The sequence below is a fragment of the Streptomyces sp. NPDC091416 genome, from assembly GCF_044756845.1.
GTDB lineage: Bacteria > Actinomycetota > Actinomycetes > Streptomycetales > Streptomycetaceae > Streptomyces.
The window spans coordinates 223,372-247,325 of record NZ_JBIVTU010000004.1; the positions used below are offsets into that span (position 1 = coordinate 223,372).

Here is a 23,954-nt window from a genome sequence, read left to right on the forward strand (position 1 = left end):
CCTCGTCGCGTTTGCCCTCACTTATCGCGCAATGCGAGAAATGGGCGGCGGCAGTGCGACGAGGGGAGCGGCACGTGGTGGGTGGGATCACGCTGGTGAAGGACGAGCCGGACGGTACGGGCGACACCGAGGTGTTGCCCGTGGTCGCCCCGCCCCCTTTGCCGCCCGCCGCGACGGAATCCGCCGCCCAGGTCCCGGCCGGTGACGGGGCCACGGACCCCCGGCGCATCCGGCTCGTCTTCATCGGGCTGATGCTCACGCTCCTGCTCGCGGCGCTCGATCAGATGATCGTGGCGACGGCGCTCCCGAAGATCGTCGGTGAGCTGCACGGCCTGGAGAAGATGTCCTGGGCCGTCACCGCCTATCTGCTCGCCTCGACCATCGGTCTCCCGATCTACGGCAAGCTCGGCGACCTCTTCGGCCGCAAGAGCGTCTTCCAGTTCGCGATCGTCGTCTTCGTCATCGGCTCCGCGCTGGCCGGCTGGTCACGCACCATGGACGAACTGATCGCCTTCCGTGCCCTCCAGGGCGTCGGCGGCGGCGGGTTGATGATCGGCGTCCAGGCGATCATCGCCGACGTCGTACCGCCACGGGAGCGCGGCCGGTTCATGGGGCTGATCGGCGCCGCCTTCGGACTCGCGTCCGTGGCCGGGCCGTTGCTCGGCGGCTTCTTCACCGACCACGCCTCCTGGCGCTGGTGCTTCTACATCAACGTGCCGTTCGGCCTCGTGACGTTCGTCGTCATCACCCTCGTGCTGAAGCTGCCCAAGCCCACCGTCCGGCCCCGGCTCGACATCCTCGGCGCCGTGCTGCTGGCCGCCGCGTCCACCTGTCTCGTCCTGCTCACCAGCTGGGGCGGCACGGAGTACGCCTGGGGGTCGCGCACCATTCTGGGGCTGGCCGCCGGTGCTGCCGGAACGACTCTGCTGTTCCTCGCCGTCGAGCACCGGGCGCCCGAACCGATCATCCCGCTGCGGCTGTTCCGTGACTCGATCTTCAACGTCACCGCGCTGGTCGGCGCGGTCGTCGGAGTGGCGCTGTTCGGCGCCGCCAGCTATCTGCCGACCTTCCTCCAGATGGTCGACGGGGCCACCGCCACGGAGTCCGGGCTGCTCATGCTCCCGATGATGGGAGGCATCGTCGGCGCCTCCGTCGTCTCCGGCCAGCTGATCTCGCGTACCGGCCGCTACCGCGTCTACCCGATCGCGGGCAGTGCCGTCTCGGCGGTCGGCATGTGGCTGCTGTCCCGGCTCGAAACCGACACCCCGCGCCTCGAATACAGCATCGCGCAGGCGGTGCTCGGCCTCGGGATCGGGCTGATCATGCCGGTGCTGGTGCTGGCCGTGCAGAACTCGGTACGCCCCGCCGACCTCGGTACGGCCACCAGCGCCAACAACTACTTCCGGCAGATCGGCGGCAGCGTGGGAGCCGCCGTGTTCGGCACGCTCTTCGCCGGACGGCTGGCCGACGCGCTCGCCGTGCGGCTGCCCTCCGGGGCCGGACTGCCCGACCCGGAGTCGATCACGCCGCAGCTGGTCCACGCGATGGAGCCCGCGCTGCGCGACGCCTACATCCAGGCGTACGCCGACGCGATGCCCCGGATCTTCCTCTACCTCGTGCCGGTCCTCGTGCTCGGCCTGTTCTTCGCCTTCTTCCTCAAGGAGAAACCGCTGGTGTCCCACCACACCCCCGAAACCGCAGCCGAGCCCGCCACCATCCCCTCAGCCCGCACCGACCCCGCCGCGCCCTCCTCCGGCTACCTCTCCGGAGTGCCCGTCTGCGGCAGCGTCCAGCACTCCGACGGCACGAAGGTCCCGCGCGCCGCCCTCACGCTCATCGACGTCCAGGGACAACAGGTCGGCAGGGGCGCCAGCGGGGACGAGGGACGGTACGCGCTGAGCGTGCCCGGGGCCGGTTCGTACGTGCTCATCGCCGCCGCGGGCGGCCACCAGCCCCAGGCCGTCAGCGTCACGGTCGGCGAACGGCCGGTGGAACTGGACGTGGTGCTCGGCGGCGCCGGACGGCTGGCCGGGACCGTCGTGACCGCGGACGGTGTCCCCGTACGCGACGCGGCCGTCACCCTGACCGACGTACGCGGCGAGGTCGTCGCCTCCACCCGCAGTGGGCGCGAGGGCGGGTACGTGATCGGGGAGCTGGTCGCGGGCGAGTACACCCTTGCCGCCTCCGCGCCCGCCTTCCGGCCCGCCGCGCTGCCGGTCAGTGTGCAGGCGGCCCGGGAGACCCGGCAGGACATCGAACTGGCCGGTGGCGCCGTGCTGCGCGGGATCGTCAGGGCCAGTGGCGGGCGGCCCGTCGAGGACGCCCGGGTGACCCTGCTGGACGCGGCGGGCAACGTCGTCGACACCCTGACCACCGGCCCGGACGGCTCGTTCCGCTTCGTGGACCTGTCCACGGGCGAGTACACCGTGATCGCCGCCGGCTATCCGCCGGTCGCCACCGTGCTCCAGGTCGCGGGCGGGGGCCGCACCGAACGGGACCTCCAGCTGGGCCACGAGGACTGAAGCACGGTGAACGGGGCGAGAGCAGCACGGCACGCGGCACGGCCGTCCCGGCGCGCCCCGTTCGCAGGCCCGGTGAAGGACGTCTTCACCGGGGCCGGCGATCCAGTGCGCCGCCTTGCCCCGGACGGCGTGGGACGGTAATCCGGTGCTGAGTGAAATGGGCCGGACACGGCCGGACTCGGGAGTGCGCATGGATGTGTCACAGCGATACCGTGAATCTTGGGAAGGGTTCTGGGCCGCCACCTCGGACGCACCCGGCGAGGCGATCTGGGACGCCGACCCCTCGCTGAGCGCCGCACCGCACAGTGAACTGCTCCTGCCGTACGCCGATGCCGCGCTGCCCGTGGTCGACCTCGGCTGCGGGAACGGCACCCAGACCCGTTATCTCGCCACCCGGTTCGCCCGTGCGATCGGCGTGGACCTCGCGCACGCGGCGATCGGCCACGCCCGTCGGGCGGACCCCGAAGGCGTCGCCGAGTTCCTCCAGCTCGACCTCGTCGACGGTGACGCGGTGCGGGCCCTGCACGAGCGGATCGGCGACACGAACGTGTACATGCGAGCGGTCATCCACCAGAGCGAACCCGAGGCCAGGCCCGCGGTCGCGGCGGCCGTGGCGACGCTGCTGGGGAACCGGGGCCGGGCGTTCGTCGCCGAACTGACCCCGGCCTCCCAGGGCGTGCTGCGGCAGGCGGCACAGGGCCCCGACGGTCCGCCCAAGAAGCTGCGGCGGGTCTTCGACCACGGGCTGAAACCGGCGAGCGCCACCGAGGAAGAGGTGCCGCAGGTTCTGCGGGCGGCCGGGCTGATCACTCTGGACAGCGGGGACACGGCGCTGCCGCAGACCGAGCACCTGCCCGACGGAAGCCGGATCGACCTGCCCGCGCGGTGGTTCGTGCTGGCCGCCCGCTGATCCGGGCATGCCCAGGCCCCGGGCGAGGAGACCGTCCGGGGCCGGGGCGTCGTTCACGGCAGCAGCCGGGGCTGCCGTTTCGCCGCGACGTCCTCGACCCAGCCGAGGAGCACCACCGCCGCGCCGACGAGGACCCAGGCGACAGCGAACTGGAACCATGCGCTGTCGAGCGGCAGACGCCGTTCGAATGCGGGAACGTTCCACATCAGGTCGATCAGCGGCACACTCGCCATCAGCGCGACCTCGTGCCACAGATAGACGGTCACGGCCCGGGCGTTGAAGACCCGCACCACCCGGGCCGCCACGGGGTGGCGGTCGAGCCGGGCGCAGACCGGCCGGAACCGGAGGAGCAGCAGGACGAAGCCCGCGGACCACAGGGCCTGGGCGAGCGGGATGTCGTCGAGGTCGTACGACCCGTCCACCCGGTGGTTCAGCGCCCACCAGCCCCCGGCCGCGAGCAGGACCGTAGCCACCGCGACGACCCGGCCGGGACGCATCCGGTCGAGCACCCCGTCGCGGTGCGCGAATCCCAGCAGCCAGCAGAACAGGAAGACCGACACATCACCGAGCGCGCTGCCGAGCCGCCCGCCCGGCCCCCCGCCCAGTCCGGTGAGCACCAGGACCGGGACGAGGGACAGGGCCGGTACCGGCAGCGGGGCCGACCGGAAGAGCCGCAGCAAGGCCGGTGACAGCAGGACGAACCAGAGGTAGGTCCGCAGGTACCACAGCACCGCCCAGGCCTGCTCGCCCCACGCGTCGCCCGGCGGATCGCCGACCGGCAGCACCCAGAACAGGACGTCGGCGCCCGGCGCCCAGCCGTGCCGCAGCATCGCCGCGCCGAGGAGCAGACCGAACACCCACAGCGGGATCAGCAGCCTGCGCAGCCGTCCCCGGACCACCCGCGGGGCGGGCCGCTCCAGCGACCGCGCCATGAGTGAGCCGGCGAGCGCGAACATCACGCCCATCGAAGGGAACACGAACCCCAGCCACGGCCATGCGAAGGTGTGGTAGGTGACGACGCGGACCAGCGCGAAGGCCCGCAGCAGGTCGAACCAGCGGTCACGGCCGCCTGCGGGGCCGGGTTCCGCGCGGACGGCCGCCACGGACGCCGCCCGCCGGTGCGCACCGCCCATCAGCGGCTCTCCGTCCCCGGCGCGGGTGAGCCGACCGCACCGGTGCGCTTGAGTTTCTGCCAGCGCAGCCGTCCGCCGGTCGCCGCGGTGACGCACGAGTGGATGAGCACCAGATACATCAGCTGCCGGTAGGCGAGTTGCTGGAGCGGCATCATGAGCAGATACCGGTACTTCTCCCGGTCGAGGCGGAACGCATAGGCCGCGCACGCCAGTTGCACCAGCAGGATCGCAAGCCAGGCCAGCAGCGACGCCTTGAAGTCGACGAACAGCATCGCGTAGAGCGTGAACACGTCGATCAACGGGGCGAAGAGGGGTGTGACGATCTGGAAGAGGACCACCAGCGGCATCCCGACCCGGCCGAAGCGGCCCGACGGGCCCCGGTCCGTCAAGGACCTCCGGTGCTTCCACAGGGCCTGCATGGTGCCGTAGCTCCAGCGGTAGCGCTGCCGCCACAGCTGACCCAGGGAGGCGGGTGCCTCGGTCCACGCGCGTGCGTGCTCGGCGTAGACGACGCGCCAGCCGGCCCGGTGCAGGGCGATCGTGATGTCGGTGTCCTCGGCGAGCGTGTCCTCGCTCATGCCGCCGACGGCCAGCACCGCTCCGCGGCGGAACGCCCCGATCGCACCGGGGATGGTGGGCATGCAGCGCAGCAGGTCGTACATCCTGCGGTCGAGGTTGAAGCCCATCACGTACTCGATGTGCTGCCAGGCACCGATGAGCGTGTTGCGGTTGCCGACCTTGGCGTTGCCGGCGACCGCGCCGACGGCCGGGTCGCCGAAGGGCTGCACGAGCCGGTGCACGGTGTCGGGTTCGAAGACGGTGTCGCCGTCCATCATCACCACGATGTCGTAACGGGCCTGCCGCACACCGTTGTTGAGAGCGGCCGACTTGCCGGCGTTCTCCTGCCGTACGACCCTGAGGTTGGGCAGTCCCAGGGACTCGGCGATCTCCGGGGTCCCGTCGGTCGACCCGTCGTCGACGAGGATGATCTCGATCGGATGGGTGCTGGACGCCAGTGAGCCGAGCGTGTGGGCGATGCACTCCTTCTCGTTGTACGCGGGCACGATCACGCTCACCGGGCCGGTCACCGCCGGCCCCCAGGTGAACCGGCGTCTGTTGCGCCGTCGGTAGTGGCTCCGGGCAAGGACGAGCATCAGTGCGAACCGTCCCAGCACGGCGACTCCGACGACGGTCAGTGCAGCGGCGAGCCCGGGCATCGTCCACTCGGCGACCGCGACGGCGGCGAGCAGCGCCCGGCCCTCCCAGAGGGTGGCGGTGCCGGCCTTGCGGTGCGCGGCCTGCTCGGGAGCCAAGGCCCCGGCCGGCGGTGTGGCTGTCTGTCCGGCCGGGGCCGCGCTGTCCTGTCCGGACGGTGACTGCGCCTGCCCGTCCTGCTGCTGGGCGCCGCTGACCGTGGTGAAGGTGTAGCCCTGCGCCTTCATCTTCTTGATGTACCGGGGCAGCGCCTCAAGGGTCTGCTCCCGGTCGCCGCCCGAGTCGTGGAAGAGCACGGAGGCGCCCTCGCCGCTCTTCGGAGTGGCCAGGTCGATGATCTCGTCGACACCCGGCTGCTGCCAGTCCTCGCTGTCGGTGTCGATGAACACGCTGGTGTAACCGAGGGCGCCGAGCTTCTGGTAGACGGGCCAGCTGTAGTTGTCCACGGCGTCGTTCGTCGACGAGTACGGCGCGCGGAACAGCGTCGTGGTGATGCCGGCGGCCCCGGCCAGGGCCAGTTGCGTCTGGGCGATCTCACGCGTGACGCGGGCGGCGCTCCGGTACGAGAGGTCGACGTGCGTGAAGGTGTGGACGCCGACCTCGTTGCCGCCGTCGACCATGTCGCGCACGATGCCCGGATAGCGCGAGATCATGGAGCCCACGAGGAAGAACGTGCCCGGGACGTCGTTGTCGTCCAGGACGTCGAGCACCTTGCCGGTCCACTCCGGGTCGGGACCGTCGTCGAAGGTCAGCACGATCGTCCTGTCGGGCACCGACTGCGTGCGGGCCGTGCCGCCGGGGAAGCTGAGCAGGGGGCCGCCGTTCAGGACGCTGTCGGGCACCTCGCTCGAACTCGCGCCGGAGCGGACCCGCTGGTCGTTGCCGACCTCGGCCCGCAGATAGCCGTCCAGCAGCATCACGGAGACAAGGCCCAGGAGCAGCAGCAGGGCGATGACCACCCGGGGGCCCGGTATCGCCGACGGGCGGCCGCGGCTCATCGGTCCGTGCCGGTGCTCGGCGGGGCGTACGCGCTGCCGTCACCGGGCGGTCCGCCGCCGGGGCCGCCCCGGGCGTCGGAGGTGCCGTCGAACGGGAGCAGTGTCGAGGGGGAGAGGGAGATCCCGCCCATGAACGAAAGGGCCAGAACGGCGGTGTACCCGGCACACATGACACCCAGTACGGCGCCGGCCCGGCGCAGCAGCCGGGCGCGCCGGCCGGAGCTGTCCACGAAGACGGGTCCTTCCTGCGCAGGGGGCAGGGAGGCGCGCCCGTGTTTGCGGTGTCGGCCACGCACGGCCGGATCTGTATCGACGGGGATATCGGAAGGCATTTGCGTATGTTGACCAACGGCCATGTGCGAAGTCTGGTGCTTTGCTGGCCGGACGCTGTGGATCGGGCAGTCACCTGTCGGTCGGCTGAGAATCCGCGGGCGGTGGGGCGCGGTGTGGACGGGCGGACCACATGGCAACGGCCAGGGTGGCAGCGGTGGTTGACGCGTCGGTCGTGGAGAGGCGTGCCGTCCGGCTATGAGGTGGCTGTGAGGAGAGGCGCCGGGCAGATGTGAGAGGTTTCGAGTGTTCCGGTCCCCCTGCGCCGCAGCCGCGGGGCACTCTTTGCCGAAAGCAGGTGCAAACACCATGCGTGTGTCATCCTCCCGGGCGGCGGCCGGCGCCGGCCTTGCCGCGCTCCTCCTCGCCTGCTCCGCCTGCGCGACCGGCACCGCGGCGGACCAGGGTGCCGCGTCGGCCCCCCGCCCGGCCACCGGCACAACGGCCCCGGCAGCCACCGCGTACACCCCCTACGTCAGCGCCACGACCGCCGCCGCCACGGACGCCGCGGGATCTCCCGACACGTACAACCTCGCCTTCGTGGTCGCCGACGGCGACGACTGCACCCCGCTCTGGGGCGGCAGCGCGGCGGCCACCGACAGCGCGGTGGTCGCGCGCGTCGCGGCGCTCACGGCCTCCGGCGCGGACGTCCGGGTCTCCTTCGGCGGGGCCGCGGGCACCGAGGCGGCGCTCGCCTGCGACAGCGCGCAGGAACTCGCCGATGCGTACGCAGAGGTGCTCGACGCGGTCGGCGCCACCAAGGCGGACTTCGACATCGAGGCCGACGCGCTCACCGACACGCCGTCCGTCACCCGCCGCAACGAGGCCCTGCGCCTGCTCCAGCGGGAGCGGGACCTCGACGTCACGTACACCCTGCCGGTCATGCCCGACGGTCTGGAGGCGAGCGGCACGGCCGTCCTGGAGAACGCCGTGGCCGAGGACGTCGACGTCTCGGCGGTGAACATCATGGCGATGAACTACAGCTCCTCCCACGACGGCGACATGAGCGACTACGCGGAGCAGGCGGCCTCCGCCGCCCATGACCGGATCGCGGGCGTCCTCGGGCTGTCGGACGCCGAGGCCTGGCGGGCGCTGCACATCACCGTGATGATCGGCGTCAACGACGTGGCCGGGGAGACCTTCACCCTGGCCGACGCGGCGTCCCTGGGCTCCTTCGCCCGGAGCCGGGGCGTCGGCGCGCTCTCGTTCTGGGCGACGTTCCGTGACCGGGCCTGCACCGGTGGGGACTCGTCGAAGGCGAGCGACAGCTGCAGCGGTGTCGCACAGCAGGACGGGGCGTTCGCCGAGGCACTGAGCGGCTGACCGACGTGTCTCAGTGCCCGGTTCCCTCCCGTACGAGCGCCATCAGGGCCCGCGCCCCCGGACTCAGCGCCTGCGCGGCCGGAAGCACCACGACGCTCTCGTAGTACGGCTGGTCCGCCCCGTCGAGTGCCACCGCCACCAGGCTGCCGGCCTCGGGCTTGCGCGAGAAGTGGTGCGGAACCACCGCGATGCCGAGCCCTTCGCGCACCAGCTCCAGCAGGGTGTGTACGTCGTTGACCTCAAGCGCCACCGTGCGGCGCACCCGCGCGGCCGTGAACGCCTCGTCCGCCGCACGACGCGGCCCGAAGTCCGGATGGAAGTCGATGAACGCCTCGCCGGCCAGCTCGTCCCACCCGGCCCGGTCCGCCGAGGCCAGCCGGTGACCTGGCGCGCACAGCAGGACCATGGGCTCACGTGCCAGCGGGACCAGCTCGCCACGCCACTCCACGGGCGAGACCGTGGCGGCGAAGGCGATGTCGAGCCGGCCGCCGGCCACCCCGTCGACCAGGTTCGTCGTGCCCTCCTGGCGGAGCCGGATCTCCATGTGCGGGTGCTCGCGGTGGAAGGCGGCGAGCAGCCGCGGCAGGTTCAGCCCGGCCACGCACTGCTCCACGCCCACCGACAGGGTCCCGCGCAGGAGTCCCCGTACGGCGTCGACGGCGTCCTTCGCCGCCCGCGCGCCCGCCAGGGTGCGCTCGGCCTCCACCAGCAGGGCCCGCCCGGCCTCGGTCAGCCGCACGCTGCGGGTCGTCCGGCTGAACAGCGGCGTCCGCAGCTCCTGCTCCAGGGCCCGGACGGAGGCGGACAGGCCGGACTGCGACACGGCGACGCGCTCGGCGGCCCGGGTGAAATGCTGTTCCTGGGCGACGGCGACGAAATGTTCCAGCTGGCGCAACTCCATGATTGAGAAATATAGGTGCTGAATCCCAGCGGAATCTCCTGTTGGACTGCTGGATCGATGTGAGCGAGCCTGGACCCCGCACGCCGTACCCCCGTCGTGAACCGGAACGAACTCCCGTGGAGCCCCGCATGTACATCCCGTCCGCCGGCCGCTACCAGGACATGCCGTACCGGCGCACCGGGCGCAGCGGTCTGAAGCTGCCTGCCCTCTCGCTCGGTCTGTGGCACAACTTCGGCGGTGACCGGACGCCGGAGTCGCAGGGCCGGATCCTCCGCCGGGCGTTCGACCTCGGCATCACCCACTTCGACCTGGCCAACAACTACGGCCCGCCGCCCGGCTCCGCCGAGACCGCGATGGGCCGCTCGCTGGCGACGGACTTCGCGCGGCACCGGGACGAGATCATCGTGTCCACGAAGGCCGGCTATCTGATGTGGGACGGCCCGTACGGGGAGTGGGGATCGCGCAAGAACCTGCTCTCCTCCCTGGACCAGAGCCTCGGCCGCCTCGGCCTCGACTACGTCGACATCTTCTACTCCCACCGGCCCGACCCCGAGACCCCGCTCGAGGAGACGATGGGGGCGCTCCACTCGGCCGTGCAGCAGGGCAAGGCGCTCTACGTGGGTGTCTCCAACTACTCGGCCGAGCAGACGCGGGAGGCCGCCCGGATCCTGAAGGACCTCGGCACCCCGCTGCTCATCCACCAGCCGCGCTACTCGATGCTGGACCGCTGGGTCGAGGACGGCCTGCTCACGGCCCTGGACGAGTTGGGTGTCGGCTCCATCGCCTACTCGCCGCTGGAGCAGGGCATCCTCTCGGACCGCTACCTCCGCGGCATCCCGGAGGGCTCGCGGGCGGCGGGCAGCAGCCCGTTCCTGTCGGCCGACGCGGTCACGCCCGACCTGGTCGGCCGCCTTCGCGAGCTGGACCAACTGGCCTCCGCGCGCGGCCAGTCGCTGGCCCAGATGGCACTGGCCTGGGTGCTGCGCGGTGGCCGGGTCACCTCGGCCGTGGTCGGCGCGAGCAGCGTCGCTCAGCTGGAGAACAGCGTCGAGGCGATCCGCAACCTGGAGTTCAGTGACAAGGAACTCGCCAGGATCCAGAAGCTGTTGAAGGGCGCGAAGCGCCGCTGAACCGAAGGAAGGGCCGGCACCCCCGCTTGCGGGGTGCCGGCCCTTCCTCGTGCTGCCGTGGTGCGTGCTGCCGGATCGGGCGTCGTCCGGATCAGGCGTCTTCCGGCCGGAGCAGCAGGTGCAGGAGGCCCGGGAAGCGGGCCTCGAACTCCTCGCGGCGCAGGCGGTTGACCCGCTTGGCGCCCATGTCGCGCTGCTCCACCAGGCCCGCCGCGCGCAGCACCGAGAAGTGGTGGCTGAGCGCGGCCTTGCCGACCGGCACGTCGAAGCTGCCGCAACTGCGTGTCCAGTCCCCGGATCCGGCCAGTTCCCGGACCAGTTGGAGACGGACCGGATCGGCCACCGCGGACAGGGCCTCGAGGACGGAGACCTCCGCGGGGTCCGTGTGCACCGGAGCCGCACGATGTCCGCTGCCCGCGGGCTGGTTGGGCATGTTCCGCTCCTTGCGTCCGTGACCCTTGCCGAGTGTTCGATGAATATCTTACACTTCGAGTGTTCGCTTTTCGTTGAACACATCTTCGCAGGGGGCGGTTCTGTCATGCGTGCCATCGAGTTCAAGGAGTACGGCGGCCCCGAGGTGCTGACCCTCGTCGAGACGGTCGCACCCGAGCCCGCCCCCGGCCAGGTCACCATCGACGTCGCCTACGCGGGCGTCAACTTCGCCGATCTCAAGGCCAGGTCCGACGGCTACCGGGTTCCCGGACTGCCCTTCGTCCCGGGCCTGGAGGTCTCGGGACGGGTGCGGGCGGTCGGCGACGGGGTCGAGGGCCTGAGCCCCGGCCAGGAGGTGGCGGCGTTCCTCGACGGCGGCGGATACGCGGACGTGGTGGCGGCGCCCGCCGCCACCGTCTTCCCGCTCCCCGCCGGTGTGGACCTGCGCACGGGGGCCACCCTGCCCACCGTGCTGCCGACCGCGCACGCCCTGCTGCACGAGGTCGGGCGGCTGCGGGCCGGCGAGAGCGTGCTGGTGCAGGGTGCGGCCGGCGGGGTCGGCACGGTGGCCGGACAACTGGCCGCAGCCGCGGGGGCCGGAGCCGTGTACGGCGTGGTGTCCTCCGCCGCGAAGGCCGCCTACGCCCTCGACCACGGCTACGACGAGGTGTTCCTCGGCGACACCTTCCCGGACGAGGTCCGCCGCGCCACCGGAGGCCGGGGCGTCGACCTGGTGCTCGACCCGGTCGGCGGGGACACGCTGCGCCGCGGCGTCGACGCGCTCGCCGTCTTCGGGCGCCTGGTCTCCTTCGGCAACGCGAGCGGCGCCCAGCCCTGGAGCGCCGGGCAGGCCGAGCTCTACCCGGGCAGCAGGTCGGTATCCGGCTTCTCGATCCTGGAGCTGGCCGCGAACGACCCCGCCACCCTGCGGACCGTCGCGGAGCGTGCCTTCCGTGCCGTGACCGACGGGCACGTCGACCTTCCCGTGACGGCCGAGTTCGGCCTGGCGGAGGCGGCCGGAGCGCACCTGCTGATGGAGGGCCGCACATCGACCGGCAAGCTGGTCCTGCGCATCGGCGGCTGAGCGATTCCGTTCCTGACCCGCCCCTGATCACGGACCCGGAAGGTGCACGCGGATGAAGATTCTGGTCGTAGGAGCAGGAGCCACCGGTGGCTACTTCGGAGCCCGGCTCGCCCGGGCGGGCAGGGACGTCACCTTCCTGGTCCGTCCGCGTCGCGCCGCGGCCCTCCGTGAGCGGGGCCTGCGCATCACCGGGCTGGGGGAGGAGGAGACGCTCACGCCCCGGCTCGTCACCGCGGACCGGCTCTCCGGCCCCTACGACCTGGTGCTGCTCTCGGTGAAGGCCACCGCCCTGGACCGGGCCCTCGACGACATCGCGCCCGCGGTCGGACCGGGCACCGCGATCGTGCCGCTGCTCAACGGCATGGCGCACCTGGCGCGGCTGGGCGACCGGTTCGGCGACAAGGCGGTGCTCGGCGGGGTCGCCCGGGTCATCACCACGCTGAACGCCGACGGCGACATCGTGCGGCTCGCCCCGGTCGCCGCCCTGACGATCGGCGAGCAGCAGGGCGGCACGTCGGAGCGGGTCGAGGCGATCGCCGAGGTCCTCGACGTCACGGGCATCGATACGCACCGGTCCAGGGACGTCGTCGGGGCGATGTGGGGCAAGTGGGTGTTCATCAGCACCCTGGCAGGGCTGACCTGCCTGATGCGCGGCACCGTCGGCGACGTCCGGGCCGTACCCGGCGGGCCCGGATTCGTCACCACCCTCCTGGCCGAATCCGCCGCTGTCGCGGCCGCCGCGGGGCACCCCGTGCGGGAGGCGGAACTCGACGCCGTGACCGCGATGCTCACCACGGAAGGGTCGCCGCTCACCGCCTCGCTGTACCGCGACGTGACCCTGGGCGCCCCGACCGAGGCGGAGCAGGTTTTCGGGGACCTCGTGGACCGGGCCCGGCGGCTGTCCGTCGACACGCCGCTGCTCGACCTCATCACGCTGAACCTGCGCGTCCACGAGCTCCGCACCCGCTCCGCGGCCTGAGGGAACCAGGGCCCGCGTACCGGGGCGCGCGGGCATCAATGGTGTGGACCTCTGGAGAGTAGGGCCGCTCTGGCCTGCACGTTCTGTGGCGCGTACCGTGTGGCAGCATGAAGATCCTCGTCAGCGCCGACATGGAAGGCGCCACCGGTGTGACCTGGCCGGCCGATGTGCTGCCCGGTACACCCCAGTGGGAGCGGTGCCGCTCCCTGTTCACCTCCGACGTCAACGCGGCCGCCCTCGGCTTCTACGACGGGGGCGCCGACGAGGTGCTCGTCAACGAGGCTCACTGGACCATGCGCAACCTGCTGCTCGAGCAGTTGGACGACCGGGTTCAGATGATCACCGGCAGGCACAAGTCGCTCAGCATGGTGGAGGGCATCCAGCACGGAGACGTCGACGCCGTGGCCTTCATCGGCTACCACACGGGCGCCGGTACCGAGGGCGTCCTGGCCCACACGTTTCTGGCCAATTCCATCACCGGTGTGTGGGTCAACGGGGTCAGGGCCAGCGAAGGCCTCCTGAACGCCCATGTGGCCGCGGAGTACGGAGTCCCCGTCGTCCTCGTCACCGGCGACGACCTGACCTGCGTGGACGCCAAGGGCTACGCCCCCGACGCGCAGACGGTCGCCGTCAAGGACTACGTGTCGCGGTACGCCGCGGTCTGCCGCACCCCCACCCGTACCGCCGCCGACATCCGTGCGGCGGCCAGGGAAGCGGCCGGGCTCGCCGGGCGGTACACACCGGTGGACGGCGGTCCGTTCACCGTGGAGCTGGAGTTCGACGCCGAGCACCTGGCCGCGGCGGCCACGGTCGTGCCCGGCGTGGCCCCCTCCGGCGAGAGGCGTGTCGCCTACACCAGCGCGACGATGTACGAAGGTATCCGCACGTTCAAGGCGGTGACGACCATCGTGTCCTCCGCCGTGGAGGAACAGTATGGCTGAGGCGAACATCCCCCAGGACAGCGTCGACGCGCTCGCGCTCGACGAATCGGTGACGTTCACCTCGGAACTGATCCGGATCGACACCACCAACAGGGGCGGCGGCGACTGCCGCGAACGCCCGGCCGCCGAGTACGTCGCCGAGCGGCTGGCCGCCGCCGGACTCGAACCGGCGATGCTGGAGCGCACCCCCGGCCGCACCAACGTCGTCGCCCGGATCCCGGGCACCGACCCGTCGGCCGAAGCGCTCCTGGTCCACGGCCACCTGGACGTCGTGCCGGCCGAGGCCGACGACTGGACCGTGCACCCCTTCTCCGGCGAAGTGCGCGACGGGGTCGTCTGGGGGCGCGGCGCCATCGACATGAAGAACATGGACGCGATGATCCTGTCCGTCGTCCGGTACTGGGCCAGGGCCGGCATCCGCCCGCGCCGCGACATCGTGATCGCGTACACGGCGGACGAGGAGGCCAGTGCCGATGACGGCTCCGGCTTCCTCGCCGATCAGCACGCCGCCCTCTTCGAAGGGTGCACGGAAGGCATCAGCGAGTCGGGCGCCTTCACCTTCCACGCCGGACCGGACATGCCGCTCTACCCCATCGCCGCGGGCGAACGGGGCACCGGATGGCTCAAGCTCACCGCCCACGGCAAGGCGGGGCACGGCTCCAAGGTCAACCGCGCGAACGCGGTCAGCGCGCTCGCCGCGGCCGTCGCGCGGATCGGTGAGCACAAGTGGCCGGTGCGCCTGACCCCCACGGTCCGCGCCGCCCTCACCGAGATCGCGGCCCTGCACGGCATCCACCCCGACCTCGACGCCCCCGGCTTCGACGTGGACGAGCTCCTCGGCAAGCTCGGACCCGCCGCCGATCTCGTCGCGCCCACCGTCCGCAACAGCTCCAACCCGACGATGCTGGACGCCGGTTACAAGGTCAACGTGATTCCGGGCCACGCCACCGCCTACATCGACGGCAGGATGGTCCCCGGCGGCGAGGACGAGTTCCACGCCACGCTGGACCGGTTGACCGGCCCCTCGGTCGACTGGGAGTTCCACCACCGGGAGGTGCCGCTCCAGGCACCGGTCGACTCACCCACGTTCGCCAAGCTCCGCGCCGCCGTCGAACGGTTCGACCCCGACGGCCACGTCGTGCCGTACTGCATGTCCGGCGGCACCGACGCCAAGCAGTTCTCCCGGCTCGGCATCACCGGCTACGGCTTCTCGCCGCTGAAGCTGCCCGTCGGCTTCGACTACCAGGCCCTCTTCCACGGCGTGGACGAACGTGTCCCCGTCGACGCGCTGCACTTCGGCGTCCGGGTCCTGGACCACTACCTGCGCACCGCCTGAACCACTCGGGGGAACCGATCATGAAATCCACTGAGGCCTACGGAAGCTGGCCGTCACCGATCGACGCCGCGCTGGCCGCCTCCCGCGACGGCCGGCCCGAGTACGTCGGAGCGGTCGGCGACGAGTTGTGGTGGACGGAGCCGCGCCCGGCCGAGGCCGGCCGGCGCGCCCTGGTCCGCCACTCGGCGGACGGCACCTCCACGGAGCTGCCCGCGCCGTGGAACGCCCGCAGCCGCGTCATCGAGTACGGCGGACGGCCGTGGGCCGGGACCGTGCGCGCCGAGGGCGGCCCGCTGATCGTCTTCGTCCACTTCGACGACCAGCGGCTGTACGCCTACGCCCCCGACGGCCCCCGTGAGCCCTGGCCGCTGACGCCCGTCTCCGCGACCGGCGGCGGACTGCGCTGGGCCGACCCGAGGCTGCACCCGGACCGGGGAGCGGCCGGCGAGGTCTGGTGCGTCCTGGAGGAGTTCACCGGCGAGGCACCCACCGACCTGCGCCGGGTGATCGCCGCCGTGCCGCTGGACGGATCGGCGGCCGGTGACCGGTCCGCGGTACGCGAACTCTCCGACGACCGGCACCGGTTCGTCACGGGCGCCGAGGTCTCGCCCGACGGGCGGCGCGCGGCCTGGATCGCCTGGGACCACCCGCGGATGCCGTGGGACGGCACCGAGGTGATGCTCGCCGACATCGGCGAGGACGGCACCTTCCACAACGCGCGCAGCTTCACGGGCGGTCCGGAGGAATCCGTACCGCAGGTCCGCTGGACCCCCGACGGACAGCTGCTGTTCGCCAGTGACCGCAGCGGATGGTGGAACCTCTACCGCGCCGATCCGGACCGCGGCACCGTCGGCGGACTCTGCGTCCGCGACGAGGAGTTCGCGGGCCCGTTGTGGAAGATCGGGCTCAACTGGTTCTGCCCGCTGGACAACGGGATGATCGCCGCACTCCACGGCAGCGGATCCACCACCCTCGGCATCCTCGACCCGGAGACGGGCGAGATCGTCGACATCGCCGGACCCTGGACCGAATGGGCCGAGACGCTCGCCGTGCAGGGCAGCCGCGTCATCGGCATCGCGGCGAGCCCGCGCAGCGCGTACGAGATCGTGGAACTGGACACCGCGACCGGGCACACCCGGATCATCGGCGCACCGCACGAGGACGCGGTCGACCCGTCGTACTACCCGGAGCCCGTCGTCCGTACGTTCACCGGCCCCGGCGGCCGGGAGATCCACGCCCAGGTGTACCCGCCGCACAGCCCCGACCGGACCGGTCCGGACGGCGAGCTCCCGCCCTACGTGGTGTGGGCCCACGGTGGTCCGACCGGTCATGCCGCGCTCGTGCTCGACCTGGAGATCGCCTACTTCACCTCGCGCGGCATCGGTGTCGCCGAGGTCAACTACGGCGGCTCCACCGGTTACGGCCGCGCCTACCGCAACCGGCTGCGCGGACAGTGGGGCATCGTCGACGTCGAGGACTGCGCCGCCGTCGCCGGGGCGCTGGCCGCCGAGGGCGCTGCCGACCCGCGCAGGCTCGCCGTCCGCGGAGGCAGCGCCGGGGGCTGGACCAGCGCCGCCTCGCTGACCGGGACGGACGTCTACGCCTGCGGCACGATCATCTACCCCATCCTGGACCTGACCGGCTGGGGCACGGACGAGACCCACGACTTCGAGTCGCAGTACCTGGAGTCGCTGGTCGGCCCGCTCGCCGAGGTTCCCGACCGCTACCGGGACAGGTCCCCGATCAACCGGACCGACAGGCTCACCACCCCCTTCCTGATCCTTCAGGGGGAGGACGACCCGATCTGCCCGCCCGTGCAGTGCGAGCGGTTCCTGGCCGAGGTCGAGGGAAGCGGCATCCCGCACGCCTACCTCACCTACCCGGGCGAGGGGCACGGATTCCGGCGCGCGGAGACCATGATCAGCGCGCTGGAGGCCGAACTCTCCCTGTACGCCCAGACGTTCGGCATCGACCGTACCGACGTGCCGCGGCTGGAGCTGAGGAAGTGACCACCGACGGCGCGGCCCTGGCGCCCCTGACCCGTCCCGCCCGGCTCCGCGCGGGCGCCCGGGTCGCCGTCGTGTCCCCGAGCGGGCCGGTGCCCGCCGACCGGCTGGAGGCGGGCCTCGACCTCCTGCGGGGCTGGGGGCTCGACCCGCTCGTGATGCCGCATGTGCTCGACGTGCACCGTGAGCTGGAGTACCTCGCCGGCGCGGACGAGGCGCGGGCCCGGGACCTCCAGAACGCCTGGTGCGATCCGTCCGTGGACGCGGTGATCTGCGCCCGCGGCGGGTACGGGGTCCACCGCATGGTGGATCTGGTGGACTGGGCGGCGATGCGGGCCGCAGGACCGAAGGTCTTCGTCGGCTACAGCGACATCACCGTGCTCCACGAGGCGTTCGCCCTGCGGACCGGGCTCGCCACGCTGCACGGCCCGATGGTGGGCACCGAGACCTTCCTGAAGGACCCGCGGACCCAGGACTCGCTGCGCGCCACCCTGTTCGAACCAGAGACGGTCATGACGCTGGGGCTGGACGAGGCGAGGGCCCTGGTGCCGGGACGGGCCCGGGGCATCACCTACGGCGGCTGTGTCAGCCTGCTCGCCGCCGACCTCGCCACCCCGCACGGCCGTACCTCGGCCCGTGGCGGACTGCTCGTCATCGAGGACACCACCGAGGATCCGTACAGCATCGACCGCATCCTCACCCAGCTGCTGCGGGCCGGCGCGCTCGACGGTGTGGCCGGGGTGGTCTGCGGTTCCTGGGCGGGCTGCGGACCCTACGAGCGGGTCCGCGCGGTGCTCGCCGACCGGCTCGGCCCCCTGGGCGTGCCCGTCGTCGAGGAGCTCGGATTCGGGCACGGGCCCACCGGGCTGACGATTCCGCTCGGCGTGCCCGCCGTGCTGGACGCTCCGGCGGACGGCGGCCGGGCCACCCTCACGGTCGAGGTCTCGGCGCTGACCTGATCGGGCGGTACACGGCGAAGGCCCCGGCGTGATGCCGGGGCCTTCGCCGTGTGCGGCCTGCGTGGGCGTGGGCGGGACGCGATGCGGAGAAGCTGAACAACCTTCAGAAACGCTGTCCTGGGCGTTGACACGGCTATGACCTGTGTCACAGCATGAGCGCGGCCCAATACTTACCGGTCGGTAAGGTGTCCTCGGTGTGGAGGTCCTCGTGTCGCGTGCTGTCTCCGGTTCCCGCTTCCGGTCCCGGTCGAAGTCGTCGAAGCCGCTGTCCCGCAAACCACTCGCGCTCCTGGCCGGAGCCGCGCTCGCCGTACCCCTCGCGCTCGCCGGCACCGCCCAGGCGGCCACGGCCGCGTACACCGTCACCCCGCTGAAGTTCACCGTGCCCGCCGGTGGCCGTTACTGCACCGTGGACGCCGACCTCTACCGTCCCGCCGGAGCCGACGCGCTGCACCCGGTGCCCGCCGTCCTCGCCACCAACGGCTTCGGCGGCAGCAAGTCGGACGGCTCGACCGACGGCATCGGCAAGGCGTTCGCCTCGCGCGGCTACGCCGGGCTCGTCTACTCCGGTCTGGGCTTCGGCAAGTCCGGCTGCCTCATCACGCTCGACGACCCGGAGACGGACGGCAGGGCGGCATCGGCCCTCGTCGACTTCCTCGGCGGGACGCGCGCCGCCGACGACGGCACCCAGGCCGACTTCATCAGCCAGGACGGCCCCGGAGACCCCACGGTCGGCATGATCGGCGGCTCGTACGGCGGAGCCATCCAGATGGCCACCGCGGCCGTCGACCCCCGTGTCGACGCCCTCGTCCCGCTCATCACCTGGAACGACCTCGGCTACGCGCTCGCCCCCAACAACACCGGCGCGGCCCGGGGCGTCTCCTCCGGCACCGCGGGTGTCTTCAAGTGGCAGTGGACCAACGGCTTCTACCTGATGGGGGAGGGGCAGACGGTCCTCGCGCCCAGCCTCGACCCGTCCCGCTTCGGCAGCCTGGACTGCCTCCACTTCGCCGCGCAGGCCTGCGACACGATCCGGCTGCTCAACTCCGGCCGCTACCCGGACGACAGGACCGCGGCGATGCTCGCCTACGCGCGCGGCGTCTCACCCGTCTCCTACCTGAACCGCGTCAAGGCGCCCACTCTGCTGATCCAGGGACAGGCCGACAGTCTGTTCAACCTGAACGAGGCCACCGCCACGTACCGGACGCTCAAGGAGCAGGGCACCACGGCCAAGATGATCTGGCAGGCCTGGGGTCACAGCGGCGGCCAGGTGGAGGGTGAACTCGACCTGGGCCGGGGCAATCTGGAGAGCAGCTACGTAGGCGGGCGGATCCTCGCCTGGTTCGACCGCTACCTCCGCCACGGGACGGCGACCGACACCGGACCGGAGTTCGCCTACTACCGCGACTGGCAGAGCGGCTACGGCACCGCGGACGCCGTCCCCGGCCTGACGCGGACGATGTACCTGTCCGGCGACGGCGCACTCGTCGACCACCGCTCCGAGGTCGCACGCGGCAGCCGCCAGTACACCAACTGGCTGATCCCCACCAGCCACTCGGAGAGCTCGCTCGCCGGTCTCATCGGGCTGCCCGACCCGAAGCCGTACGACACCAAGGGCACCTACCTCGGCTGGACCAGCGCCCCGCTCGCCTCGCCGGTCGATGTCGTCGGAGCCCCGAAGGCCACGCTGAAGGTCGTCTCGCCGAGGACGGAGCGCGTGCAGAACAGCGGTGACGCCGCCGACAGGCTCGTCCTGTTCGCCAAGGTGTACGACGTCGCGCCGGACGGCAGCAGGACGCTGGTGAACCGGCTCGTCTCACCGGTCCGGGTGCCGGACGTGACCCGCCCCTTCACCGTCCAGCTGCCCGGCATCGTGCACCGGTACGAGGCGGGGCACCGGCTGGAGTTCGCGATCGCCGCCAGCGACAGCGCGTACTTCGGCAACCGGGGCATCAAGCCCGTCACGGTCGTCAGCGCGCCCGGGGACACCGGAGTGCTGGAGCTGCCGGTGGTGGGCGGTACGGGGAAATGACGCGGGGGCACGGGGCACGGCCGTCACCCGAATGGCCGTACAGCACCGCCCCCGGGCACCCGGACGGCGTCATCCTGGTGCTCCGGGGGCGGTGACGCAGCAGACCCAGGGAAGGGGCCGCTTCATGAGCCCGAAGGATGTGTCGAGCGGCAGCAAGAGCAGCACGGGTGCGTTCACACCCGCTCGCATTCTCGTCATCATCATCGCGGTCCTGTCCATCGTGTTCATCGCGGAGAACACCGAGGACGTCGAGGTCCGCCTCATCGTCCCGCTGGTGACCATGCCGCTGTACGTGTGGCTGATCGTGATGTTCCTGGCCGGCATGGCCTGCGGGGCGTACGTCTTCCGCAGGCGCACCAAGTAGCACCGCCCCGCCCCGCCCTGTGCCGCCCGGCCCCGCCGGGCGGCACAGGGCGGGGCGGATTCTGCCGTTCGGACCAGGGAGGCCCGGCCCGGCGGAACCCGCGCCCGGGGACGGGTTTCGCTGTACGGGACAGCCATTAGGCTGGCCCGATGTCCGACACCACCTTCCTGGCCCAGGGGCCGCGCACGGCGATCCGCCCCTTCACCCACGCCGATGCGGACGAGTTCACCGCCCGGGCCCGGGAGAGCCGGGAACTGCACCACCCCTGGCTGTTCCCGCCGGCCTCTGCCGACACGTACGCGGCCTACGCGGGAGTGCTCATCGAGGACCCGGCGAAGGCAGGGTTCCTGGTGTGCGAGCGCGACGGGAGCGCGGACGACGGCGCGATCGCGGGGTTCATCAACATCAACAACATCGTCATGGGCGGATTCCGCTGCGGCGCCCTCGGCTACGGCGGCTTCGCCCATGCGACCGGCCGCGGCCTGATGAGCGAGGGGCTCGGCCTGGTCCTCGGGCACGCCTTCGGACCGCTCGGCCTGCACCGCCTGGAGGCCAACATCCAGCCCGGCAACACGGCTTCGATCGCGCTGGTGCGCAAGGCGGGATTCCGCCTGGAGGGCTTCTCGCCCGACTTCCTTTTCATCGACGGGGCCTGGCGCGACCATGAGCGGTGGGCGATCACGGCGCAGACGCGCTGACGCCGGCGCGGCAGCCGTGGGCGCCGCGCGCCTCAGCCCGCCGCCGCGGTCTGCGCGTCCAGTGCGGCGAACAGCCAGTCGTGCGCCGTCCCCGGGGTCGGCTCGGGCGGACCGCCGGGCGCGGTGATCACGCCGGCCGTCAGTTCCCAGTAGCGGTCGATCCGTGGGTCGGCGGCGAGCTGACCGGTGAGCAGACGGCGGAAGGCAGGGGTGTCCCGGCAGCCGTACGCGCTCGCGTAGGCGTCCACGAAGCTGTCGAGCTCCTGCCCGGGGCGGGGCCCCGCACCCCGGCGCAACTGGGTGCCGGCCAGCTCGTAGGCCTGCGCGAGACCCGCGTACAGGACGGCGGGAGCACGGGAACCCCCGGCCTTGTGGGCCTCGGGCTGGGGCTGTTCGGCGCCCGGACACGGACGCGTCACGAGGGCGTGCAGCCGGGCGAAGGCGAGGACCTGGGCCGGCTCGGGGTCGTCGGGCGGCTGGACCACCGCCACCTCCAGGAACGCGGCCCTCGCCCGGGCCGGCATCCGCGGCGGCAGCCAGGCACGCCAGAACCGGACCAGCGACGCCGTGCTCGGCGGCGTGGCCACCGCCCCGATCAGGCGCAGCCGGTCGGCCCGTTCCCCGGGCGGGCACTCCAGCACCAGCCGCATCCCCGCCTCCCGCCAGCGCAGGGCGGTGAGCTGGGAGCCGAGTGCGCGCAGCTGCCCGGCGACCGCGTCCTCCAGTACACCGTCCGCCCGGTCGCCCTCCTCGTCGAGGACGCGCCGCACCTCGCGCACGGGCAGCCCGAGGGCGCGCAGGGAGCGGAGCAGGCGCAGCCGGTCCAGCGCGTCGGGACCGTAGCGGCGATGTCCGCCCGGGCTGCGGGAGGCCTCCGGCAGCAGGCCGTTGTCGGAGTAGAAGCGGACGGCCTTGACGGTGACGCCCGCGCGCTCGGCCAGTTCGCCGATGCCGCACAGGCCGTCGTGCGAGGTGGACACTTGAACCTCCCTCTGAGGGAGCTTCTACGGTACCGGCGAGGGCGGCCGGGCGAAGGGGACCGGTCCGCCGACGACGATCACCGAGGAGCGGACCATGACCGAATTCATCCTGGTGCCCGGCATGTTCACCGGCGCGCACGTGTGGCAGGAGACCGCCGCACACCTGGTCTCGGCGGGCGCCGGTGCGCACACGGTGAACCTGGCCGGGCTCGGCGGCTCACGCGGCGACGCGTCGGGGCCCATCGACCTGGAGACGCACATCGCGGACGTGCTCGCGGTGATCGACGCGGTCGCCGCCACAACCCGCCCGGAGGACGGGATCGTCCTGGTGGCCCACGGCTACGGAACCTACCCGGCGCTGGGCGCCGCCGACCGGCGCGCGGAGCGCATCGGCCGGATCGTCTTCCTGGACACGGGGCCGGGGCAGAACGGGGTGCCGGCCCTGGCCACCGTGCCGGACGCGGCGCTGCGCGAGGACCTGGCAGGGCGGGCCGCCGGGGAAGGGACCGGCGAGGACCTGGCTCCTCCGGACCGCGAGGCGTGGCAGCGCTGGGGCAGCACCGCCGGAATCCCCGAAGCGGCGCTGGACCGGCTCACCGGCCTGGCCTCGCCGCAGCCCCTGGCCACGCTGCTCCAGCCGCTGCGGCTGACCGGGGCGGTCGGCGCACTGCCCGTCACCGGCGTGCTGTGCGACGCGAACGGTTCGAGTATCGCGATGGTCCAGCAGCGGGTCGACTTCGGCGACCCGGCGCTCCTGCCGCTGGCCGGGCCGCACGTGTCGTTCTTCGAACTTCCCACCGGGCACTGGCCGATGCTGTCGATGCCGGCCGAGCTGGCCGACGTGCTGCTGCGGTCCGCCGCGGGCGGGGGACACCATCTCGTGCCGCCCGCTTCCGGGGAACGCCCCGCCCACCTGCGGCCGTTCGTGGTGGACGTGCCGGAATGCCCGCGCGAGCGGACCGGAAACGTGGATCTGTACCTGCCGGACGCCGAGGGCCCCCGGCCCGCGGTGGTGTTCGTGCACGGCGGGCCGGTGCCCGCCGGATTCGAGCCGACCCCGCGCGACTGGCCGCTCCTTCAGGGGTACGCCCGGTACGCGGCGGCGGAGGGGATGGCCGGTGCGACACTCGACCACCGGCTGCACGCCATGTCCGGCTACCCACGCGCCGCCGCGGACGTGGCTGCAGCGGTGGAGCTGGTCCGGGCCGATCCACGGGTGGACGCGGACCGGATCGCGCTCTGGTTCTTCTCGGGCGGCGGCCTGCTCTCGGCGCCCTGGCTGAGCCGGCCCCCGGCCTGGCTGCGCTGCCTCGCGGCCTCCTACCCGGTCCTGGTCCCGATTCCCGCCTGGGGACCGGTGGACACCGGGTTCCGCCCGGCCGACGCGGTGGCGGGAGCGGGCACCCTGCCCCTCGTGATCACCCGGGTGGGGCGCGAGATGCCCGGGATCGCCGCCACGGTCGAGGAGTTCCTGACCGCGGCCACGAAGCACGGTGCGGACACCGAGGTGATCGACGTACCGAACGGCCGCCACACCTTCGACGCCCTCGACCGGACGGAGGAGTCGCGCGAGGCCGTGCACCACGCGATGCGATCGGTGCGGGGACACCTCTTCGCCTGAGGCGCCCGTCCGTCCGGGGCGCCTGGCAAAAGGTGCGGGTCCGCCGCGAGCGGGATAGGA

Annotated in this window: 20 protein-coding genes; 14 read left to right on the forward strand and 6 right to left on the reverse strand. The window is 72.3% G+C overall.

Annotated features, from left to right (window positions below; genetic code table 11):
- The first annotated feature begins 74 nt into the window (after window positions 1–74).
- Window positions 75–2,522: an MFS transporter gene (locus ACIQMX_RS14585; RefSeq protein ID WP_402477869.1), complete on the forward strand. Its 2,448-nt coding sequence runs from the start codon at window positions 75–77 to the stop codon at window positions 2,520–2,522.
- Window positions 2,523–2,712: 190 nt separating this feature from the next.
- Window positions 2,713–3,432, forward strand: coding sequence for a class I SAM-dependent methyltransferase (locus ACIQMX_RS14590; RefSeq protein ID WP_363074800.1), 720 nt, complete (start codon window positions 2,713–2,715; stop codon window positions 3,430–3,432).
- Window positions 3,433–3,485: 53 nt separating this feature from the next.
- Here the strand turns inward: ACIQMX_RS14590 and ACIQMX_RS14595 are convergent, their stop codons facing one another.
- Genes ACIQMX_RS14595 through ACIQMX_RS14605 form a run of 3 tightly spaced genes read right to left on the reverse strand, consistent with a single transcriptional unit; the run spans window position 3,486 to window position 7,008 of the window.
- Window positions 3,486–4,565, reverse strand: a complete 1,080-nt coding sequence (locus ACIQMX_RS14595; protein ID WP_402477872.1) for an acyltransferase — start codon at window positions 4,563–4,565, stop codon at window positions 3,486–3,488.
- Window positions 4,565–6,778 carry a bifunctional polysaccharide deacetylase/glycosyltransferase family 2 protein gene (locus ACIQMX_RS14600; RefSeq protein ID WP_402477874.1) on the reverse strand — a complete coding sequence of 738 codons (2,214 nt, stop codon included), beginning with the start codon at window positions 6,776–6,778 and terminating at the stop codon, window positions 4,565–4,567. The genes ACIQMX_RS14595 and ACIQMX_RS14600 overlap by 1 nt, the downstream gene beginning before the upstream one ends.
- Window positions 6,775–7,008, reverse strand: coding sequence for a hypothetical protein (locus ACIQMX_RS14605; protein ID WP_363074794.1), 234 nt, complete (start codon window positions 7,006–7,008; stop codon window positions 6,775–6,777). The genes ACIQMX_RS14600 and ACIQMX_RS14605 overlap by 4 nt, the downstream gene beginning before the upstream one ends.
- A 409-nt stretch (window positions 7,009–7,417) precedes the next feature.
- Between ACIQMX_RS14605 and ACIQMX_RS14610 the strand changes: the two genes are divergently transcribed.
- Complete coding sequence (locus ACIQMX_RS14610; RefSeq protein ID WP_402477877.1) at window positions 7,418–8,431, forward strand: chitinase; 1,014 nt, start codon at window positions 7,418–7,420, stop codon at window positions 8,429–8,431.
- A 10-nt stretch (window positions 8,432–8,441) separates the two neighbouring features.
- Here ACIQMX_RS14610 and ACIQMX_RS14615 read toward each other — a convergent pair whose 3' ends face one another.
- Entirely contained in the window at window positions 8,442–9,332 is an 891-nt protein-coding gene (locus tag ACIQMX_RS14615) for a LysR family transcriptional regulator (RefSeq protein WP_363074790.1), read from the reverse strand.
- Between the two features lie 128 nt (window positions 9,333–9,460).
- Here ACIQMX_RS14615 and ACIQMX_RS14620 point away from each other — a divergent pair, with 128 nt between their 5' ends.
- The gene (locus ACIQMX_RS14620) at window positions 9,461–10,462 is read left to right on the forward strand and encodes an aldo/keto reductase (protein ID WP_402477880.1); all 1,002 of its coding nucleotides are present in this window, start codon (window positions 9,461–9,463) and stop codon (window positions 10,460–10,462) included.
- A 91-nt stretch (window positions 10,463–10,553) separates the two neighbouring features.
- Here the strand turns inward: ACIQMX_RS14620 and ACIQMX_RS14625 are convergent, their stop codons facing one another.
- Window positions 10,554–10,895, reverse strand: coding sequence for an ArsR/SmtB family transcription factor (locus ACIQMX_RS14625; protein WP_402477883.1), 342 nt, complete (start codon window positions 10,893–10,895; stop codon window positions 10,554–10,556).
- A 105-nt stretch (window positions 10,896–11,000) separates the two neighbouring features.
- Here ACIQMX_RS14625 and ACIQMX_RS14630 point away from each other — a divergent pair, with 105 nt between their 5' ends.
- The 9 genes from ACIQMX_RS14630 (at window position 11,001) to ACIQMX_RS14670 (ending at window position 21,293) form a co-directional block, all read left to right on the forward strand.
- Window positions 11,001–11,978 carry a zinc-binding dehydrogenase gene (locus ACIQMX_RS14630; RefSeq protein WP_363074784.1) on the forward strand — a complete coding sequence of 326 codons (978 nt, stop codon included), beginning with the start codon at window positions 11,001–11,003 and terminating at the stop codon, window positions 11,976–11,978.
- 52 nt (window positions 11,979–12,030) lie between these two features.
- Window positions 12,031–12,957, forward strand: coding sequence for a ketopantoate reductase family protein (locus ACIQMX_RS14635; protein WP_402477886.1), 927 nt, complete (start codon window positions 12,031–12,033; stop codon window positions 12,955–12,957).
- 107 nt (window positions 12,958–13,064) lie between these two features.
- On the forward strand, window positions 13,065–13,898 hold the full coding sequence (locus ACIQMX_RS14640; RefSeq protein WP_363074780.1) for a M55 family metallopeptidase: 834 nt from the start codon (window positions 13,065–13,067) through the stop codon (window positions 13,896–13,898).
- Window positions 13,891–15,234 (forward strand): M20/M25/M40 family metallo-hydrolase, encoded by a 1,344-nt coding sequence (locus ACIQMX_RS14645; protein WP_402477890.1) that lies wholly within the window; start codon window positions 13,891–13,893, stop codon window positions 15,232–15,234. The genes ACIQMX_RS14640 and ACIQMX_RS14645 overlap by 8 nt, the downstream gene beginning before the upstream one ends.
- A 20-nt stretch (window positions 15,235–15,254) precedes the next feature.
- Complete coding sequence (locus tag ACIQMX_RS14650; protein ID WP_402477892.1) at window positions 15,255–17,243, forward strand: prolyl oligopeptidase family serine peptidase; 1,989 nt, start codon at window positions 15,255–15,257, stop codon at window positions 17,241–17,243.
- Complete coding sequence (locus ACIQMX_RS14655; RefSeq protein ID WP_402477895.1) at window positions 17,240–18,199, forward strand: LD-carboxypeptidase; 960 nt, start codon at window positions 17,240–17,242, stop codon at window positions 18,197–18,199. Before ACIQMX_RS14650 ends, ACIQMX_RS14655 begins: the two co-directional genes overlap by 4 nt.
- 265 nt (window positions 18,200–18,464) lie before the next feature.
- On the forward strand, window positions 18,465–20,231 hold the full coding sequence (locus ACIQMX_RS14660; RefSeq protein ID WP_402478470.1) for a CocE/NonD family hydrolase: 1,767 nt from the start codon (window positions 18,465–18,467) through the stop codon (window positions 20,229–20,231).
- 124 nt (window positions 20,232–20,355) lie between these two features.
- Window positions 20,356–20,595 carry a LapA family protein gene (locus ACIQMX_RS14665; protein WP_363074772.1) on the forward strand — a complete coding sequence of 80 codons (240 nt, stop codon included), beginning with the start codon at window positions 20,356–20,358 and terminating at the stop codon, window positions 20,593–20,595.
- 149 nt (window positions 20,596–20,744) lie between these two features.
- Window positions 20,745–21,293, forward strand: coding sequence for a GNAT family protein (locus ACIQMX_RS14670; protein ID WP_363065326.1), 549 nt, complete (start codon window positions 20,745–20,747; stop codon window positions 21,291–21,293).
- Window positions 21,294–21,325: 32 nt separating this feature from the next.
- Here ACIQMX_RS14670 and ACIQMX_RS14675 read toward each other — a convergent pair whose 3' ends face one another.
- Window positions 21,326–22,273, reverse strand: a complete 948-nt coding sequence (locus ACIQMX_RS14675; RefSeq protein ID WP_363065328.1) for a MerR family transcriptional regulator — start codon at window positions 22,271–22,273, stop codon at window positions 21,326–21,328.
- Between the two features lie 94 nt (window positions 22,274–22,367).
- On the opposite strand from ACIQMX_RS14675, the gene ACIQMX_RS14680 reads away from it, so the two are divergent.
- Window positions 22,368–23,894, forward strand: a complete 1,527-nt coding sequence (locus tag ACIQMX_RS14680; protein WP_402477899.1) for an alpha/beta fold hydrolase — start codon at window positions 22,368–22,370, stop codon at window positions 23,892–23,894.
- Window positions 23,895–23,954: the final 60 nt, after the last annotated feature.

Bases quoted from the DNA above. Each gene is read 5' to 3' on its own strand.
- ACIQMX_RS14590 (WP_363074800.1), top strand. From the start codon at position 2,713: ATGGATGTGTCACAGCGATACCGTGAATCTTGGGAAGGGTTCTGGGCC.
- ACIQMX_RS14595 (WP_402477872.1), bottom strand. From the start codon at position 4,565: ATGGGCGGTGCGCACCGGCGGGCGGCGTCCGTGGCGGCCGTCCGCGCG.
- ACIQMX_RS14600 (WP_402477874.1), bottom strand. From the start codon at position 6,778: ATGAGCCGCGGCCGCCCGTCGGCGATACCGGGCCCCCGGGTGGTCATC.
- ACIQMX_RS14610 (WP_402477877.1), top strand. From the start codon at position 7,418: ATGCGTGTGTCATCCTCCCGGGCGGCGGCCGGCGCCGGCCTTGCCGCG.
- ACIQMX_RS14615 (WP_363074790.1), bottom strand. From the start codon at position 9,332: ATGGAGTTGCGCCAGCTGGAACATTTCGTCGCCGTCGCCCAGGAACAG.
- ACIQMX_RS14620 (WP_402477880.1), top strand. From the start codon at position 9,461: ATGTACATCCCGTCCGCCGGCCGCTACCAGGACATGCCGTACCGGCGC.
- ACIQMX_RS14625 (WP_402477883.1), bottom strand. From the start codon at position 10,895: ATGCCCAACCAGCCCGCGGGCAGCGGACATCGTGCGGCTCCGGTGCAC.
- ACIQMX_RS14630 (WP_363074784.1), top strand. From the start codon at position 11,001: ATGCGTGCCATCGAGTTCAAGGAGTACGGCGGCCCCGAGGTGCTGACC.
- ACIQMX_RS14635 (WP_402477886.1), top strand. From the start codon at position 12,031: ATGAAGATTCTGGTCGTAGGAGCAGGAGCCACCGGTGGCTACTTCGGA.
- ACIQMX_RS14640 (WP_363074780.1), top strand. From the start codon at position 13,065: ATGAAGATCCTCGTCAGCGCCGACATGGAAGGCGCCACCGGTGTGACC.
- ACIQMX_RS14645 (WP_402477890.1), top strand. From the start codon at position 13,891: ATGGCTGAGGCGAACATCCCCCAGGACAGCGTCGACGCGCTCGCGCTC.
- ACIQMX_RS14650 (WP_402477892.1), top strand. From the start codon at position 15,255: ATGAAATCCACTGAGGCCTACGGAAGCTGGCCGTCACCGATCGACGCC.
- ACIQMX_RS14665 (WP_363074772.1), top strand. From the start codon at position 20,356: ATGAGCCCGAAGGATGTGTCGAGCGGCAGCAAGAGCAGCACGGGTGCG.
- ACIQMX_RS14670 (WP_363065326.1), top strand. From the start codon at position 20,745: ATGTCCGACACCACCTTCCTGGCCCAGGGGCCGCGCACGGCGATCCGC.
- ACIQMX_RS14680 (WP_402477899.1), top strand. From the start codon at position 22,368: ATGACCGAATTCATCCTGGTGCCCGGCATGTTCACCGGCGCGCACGTG.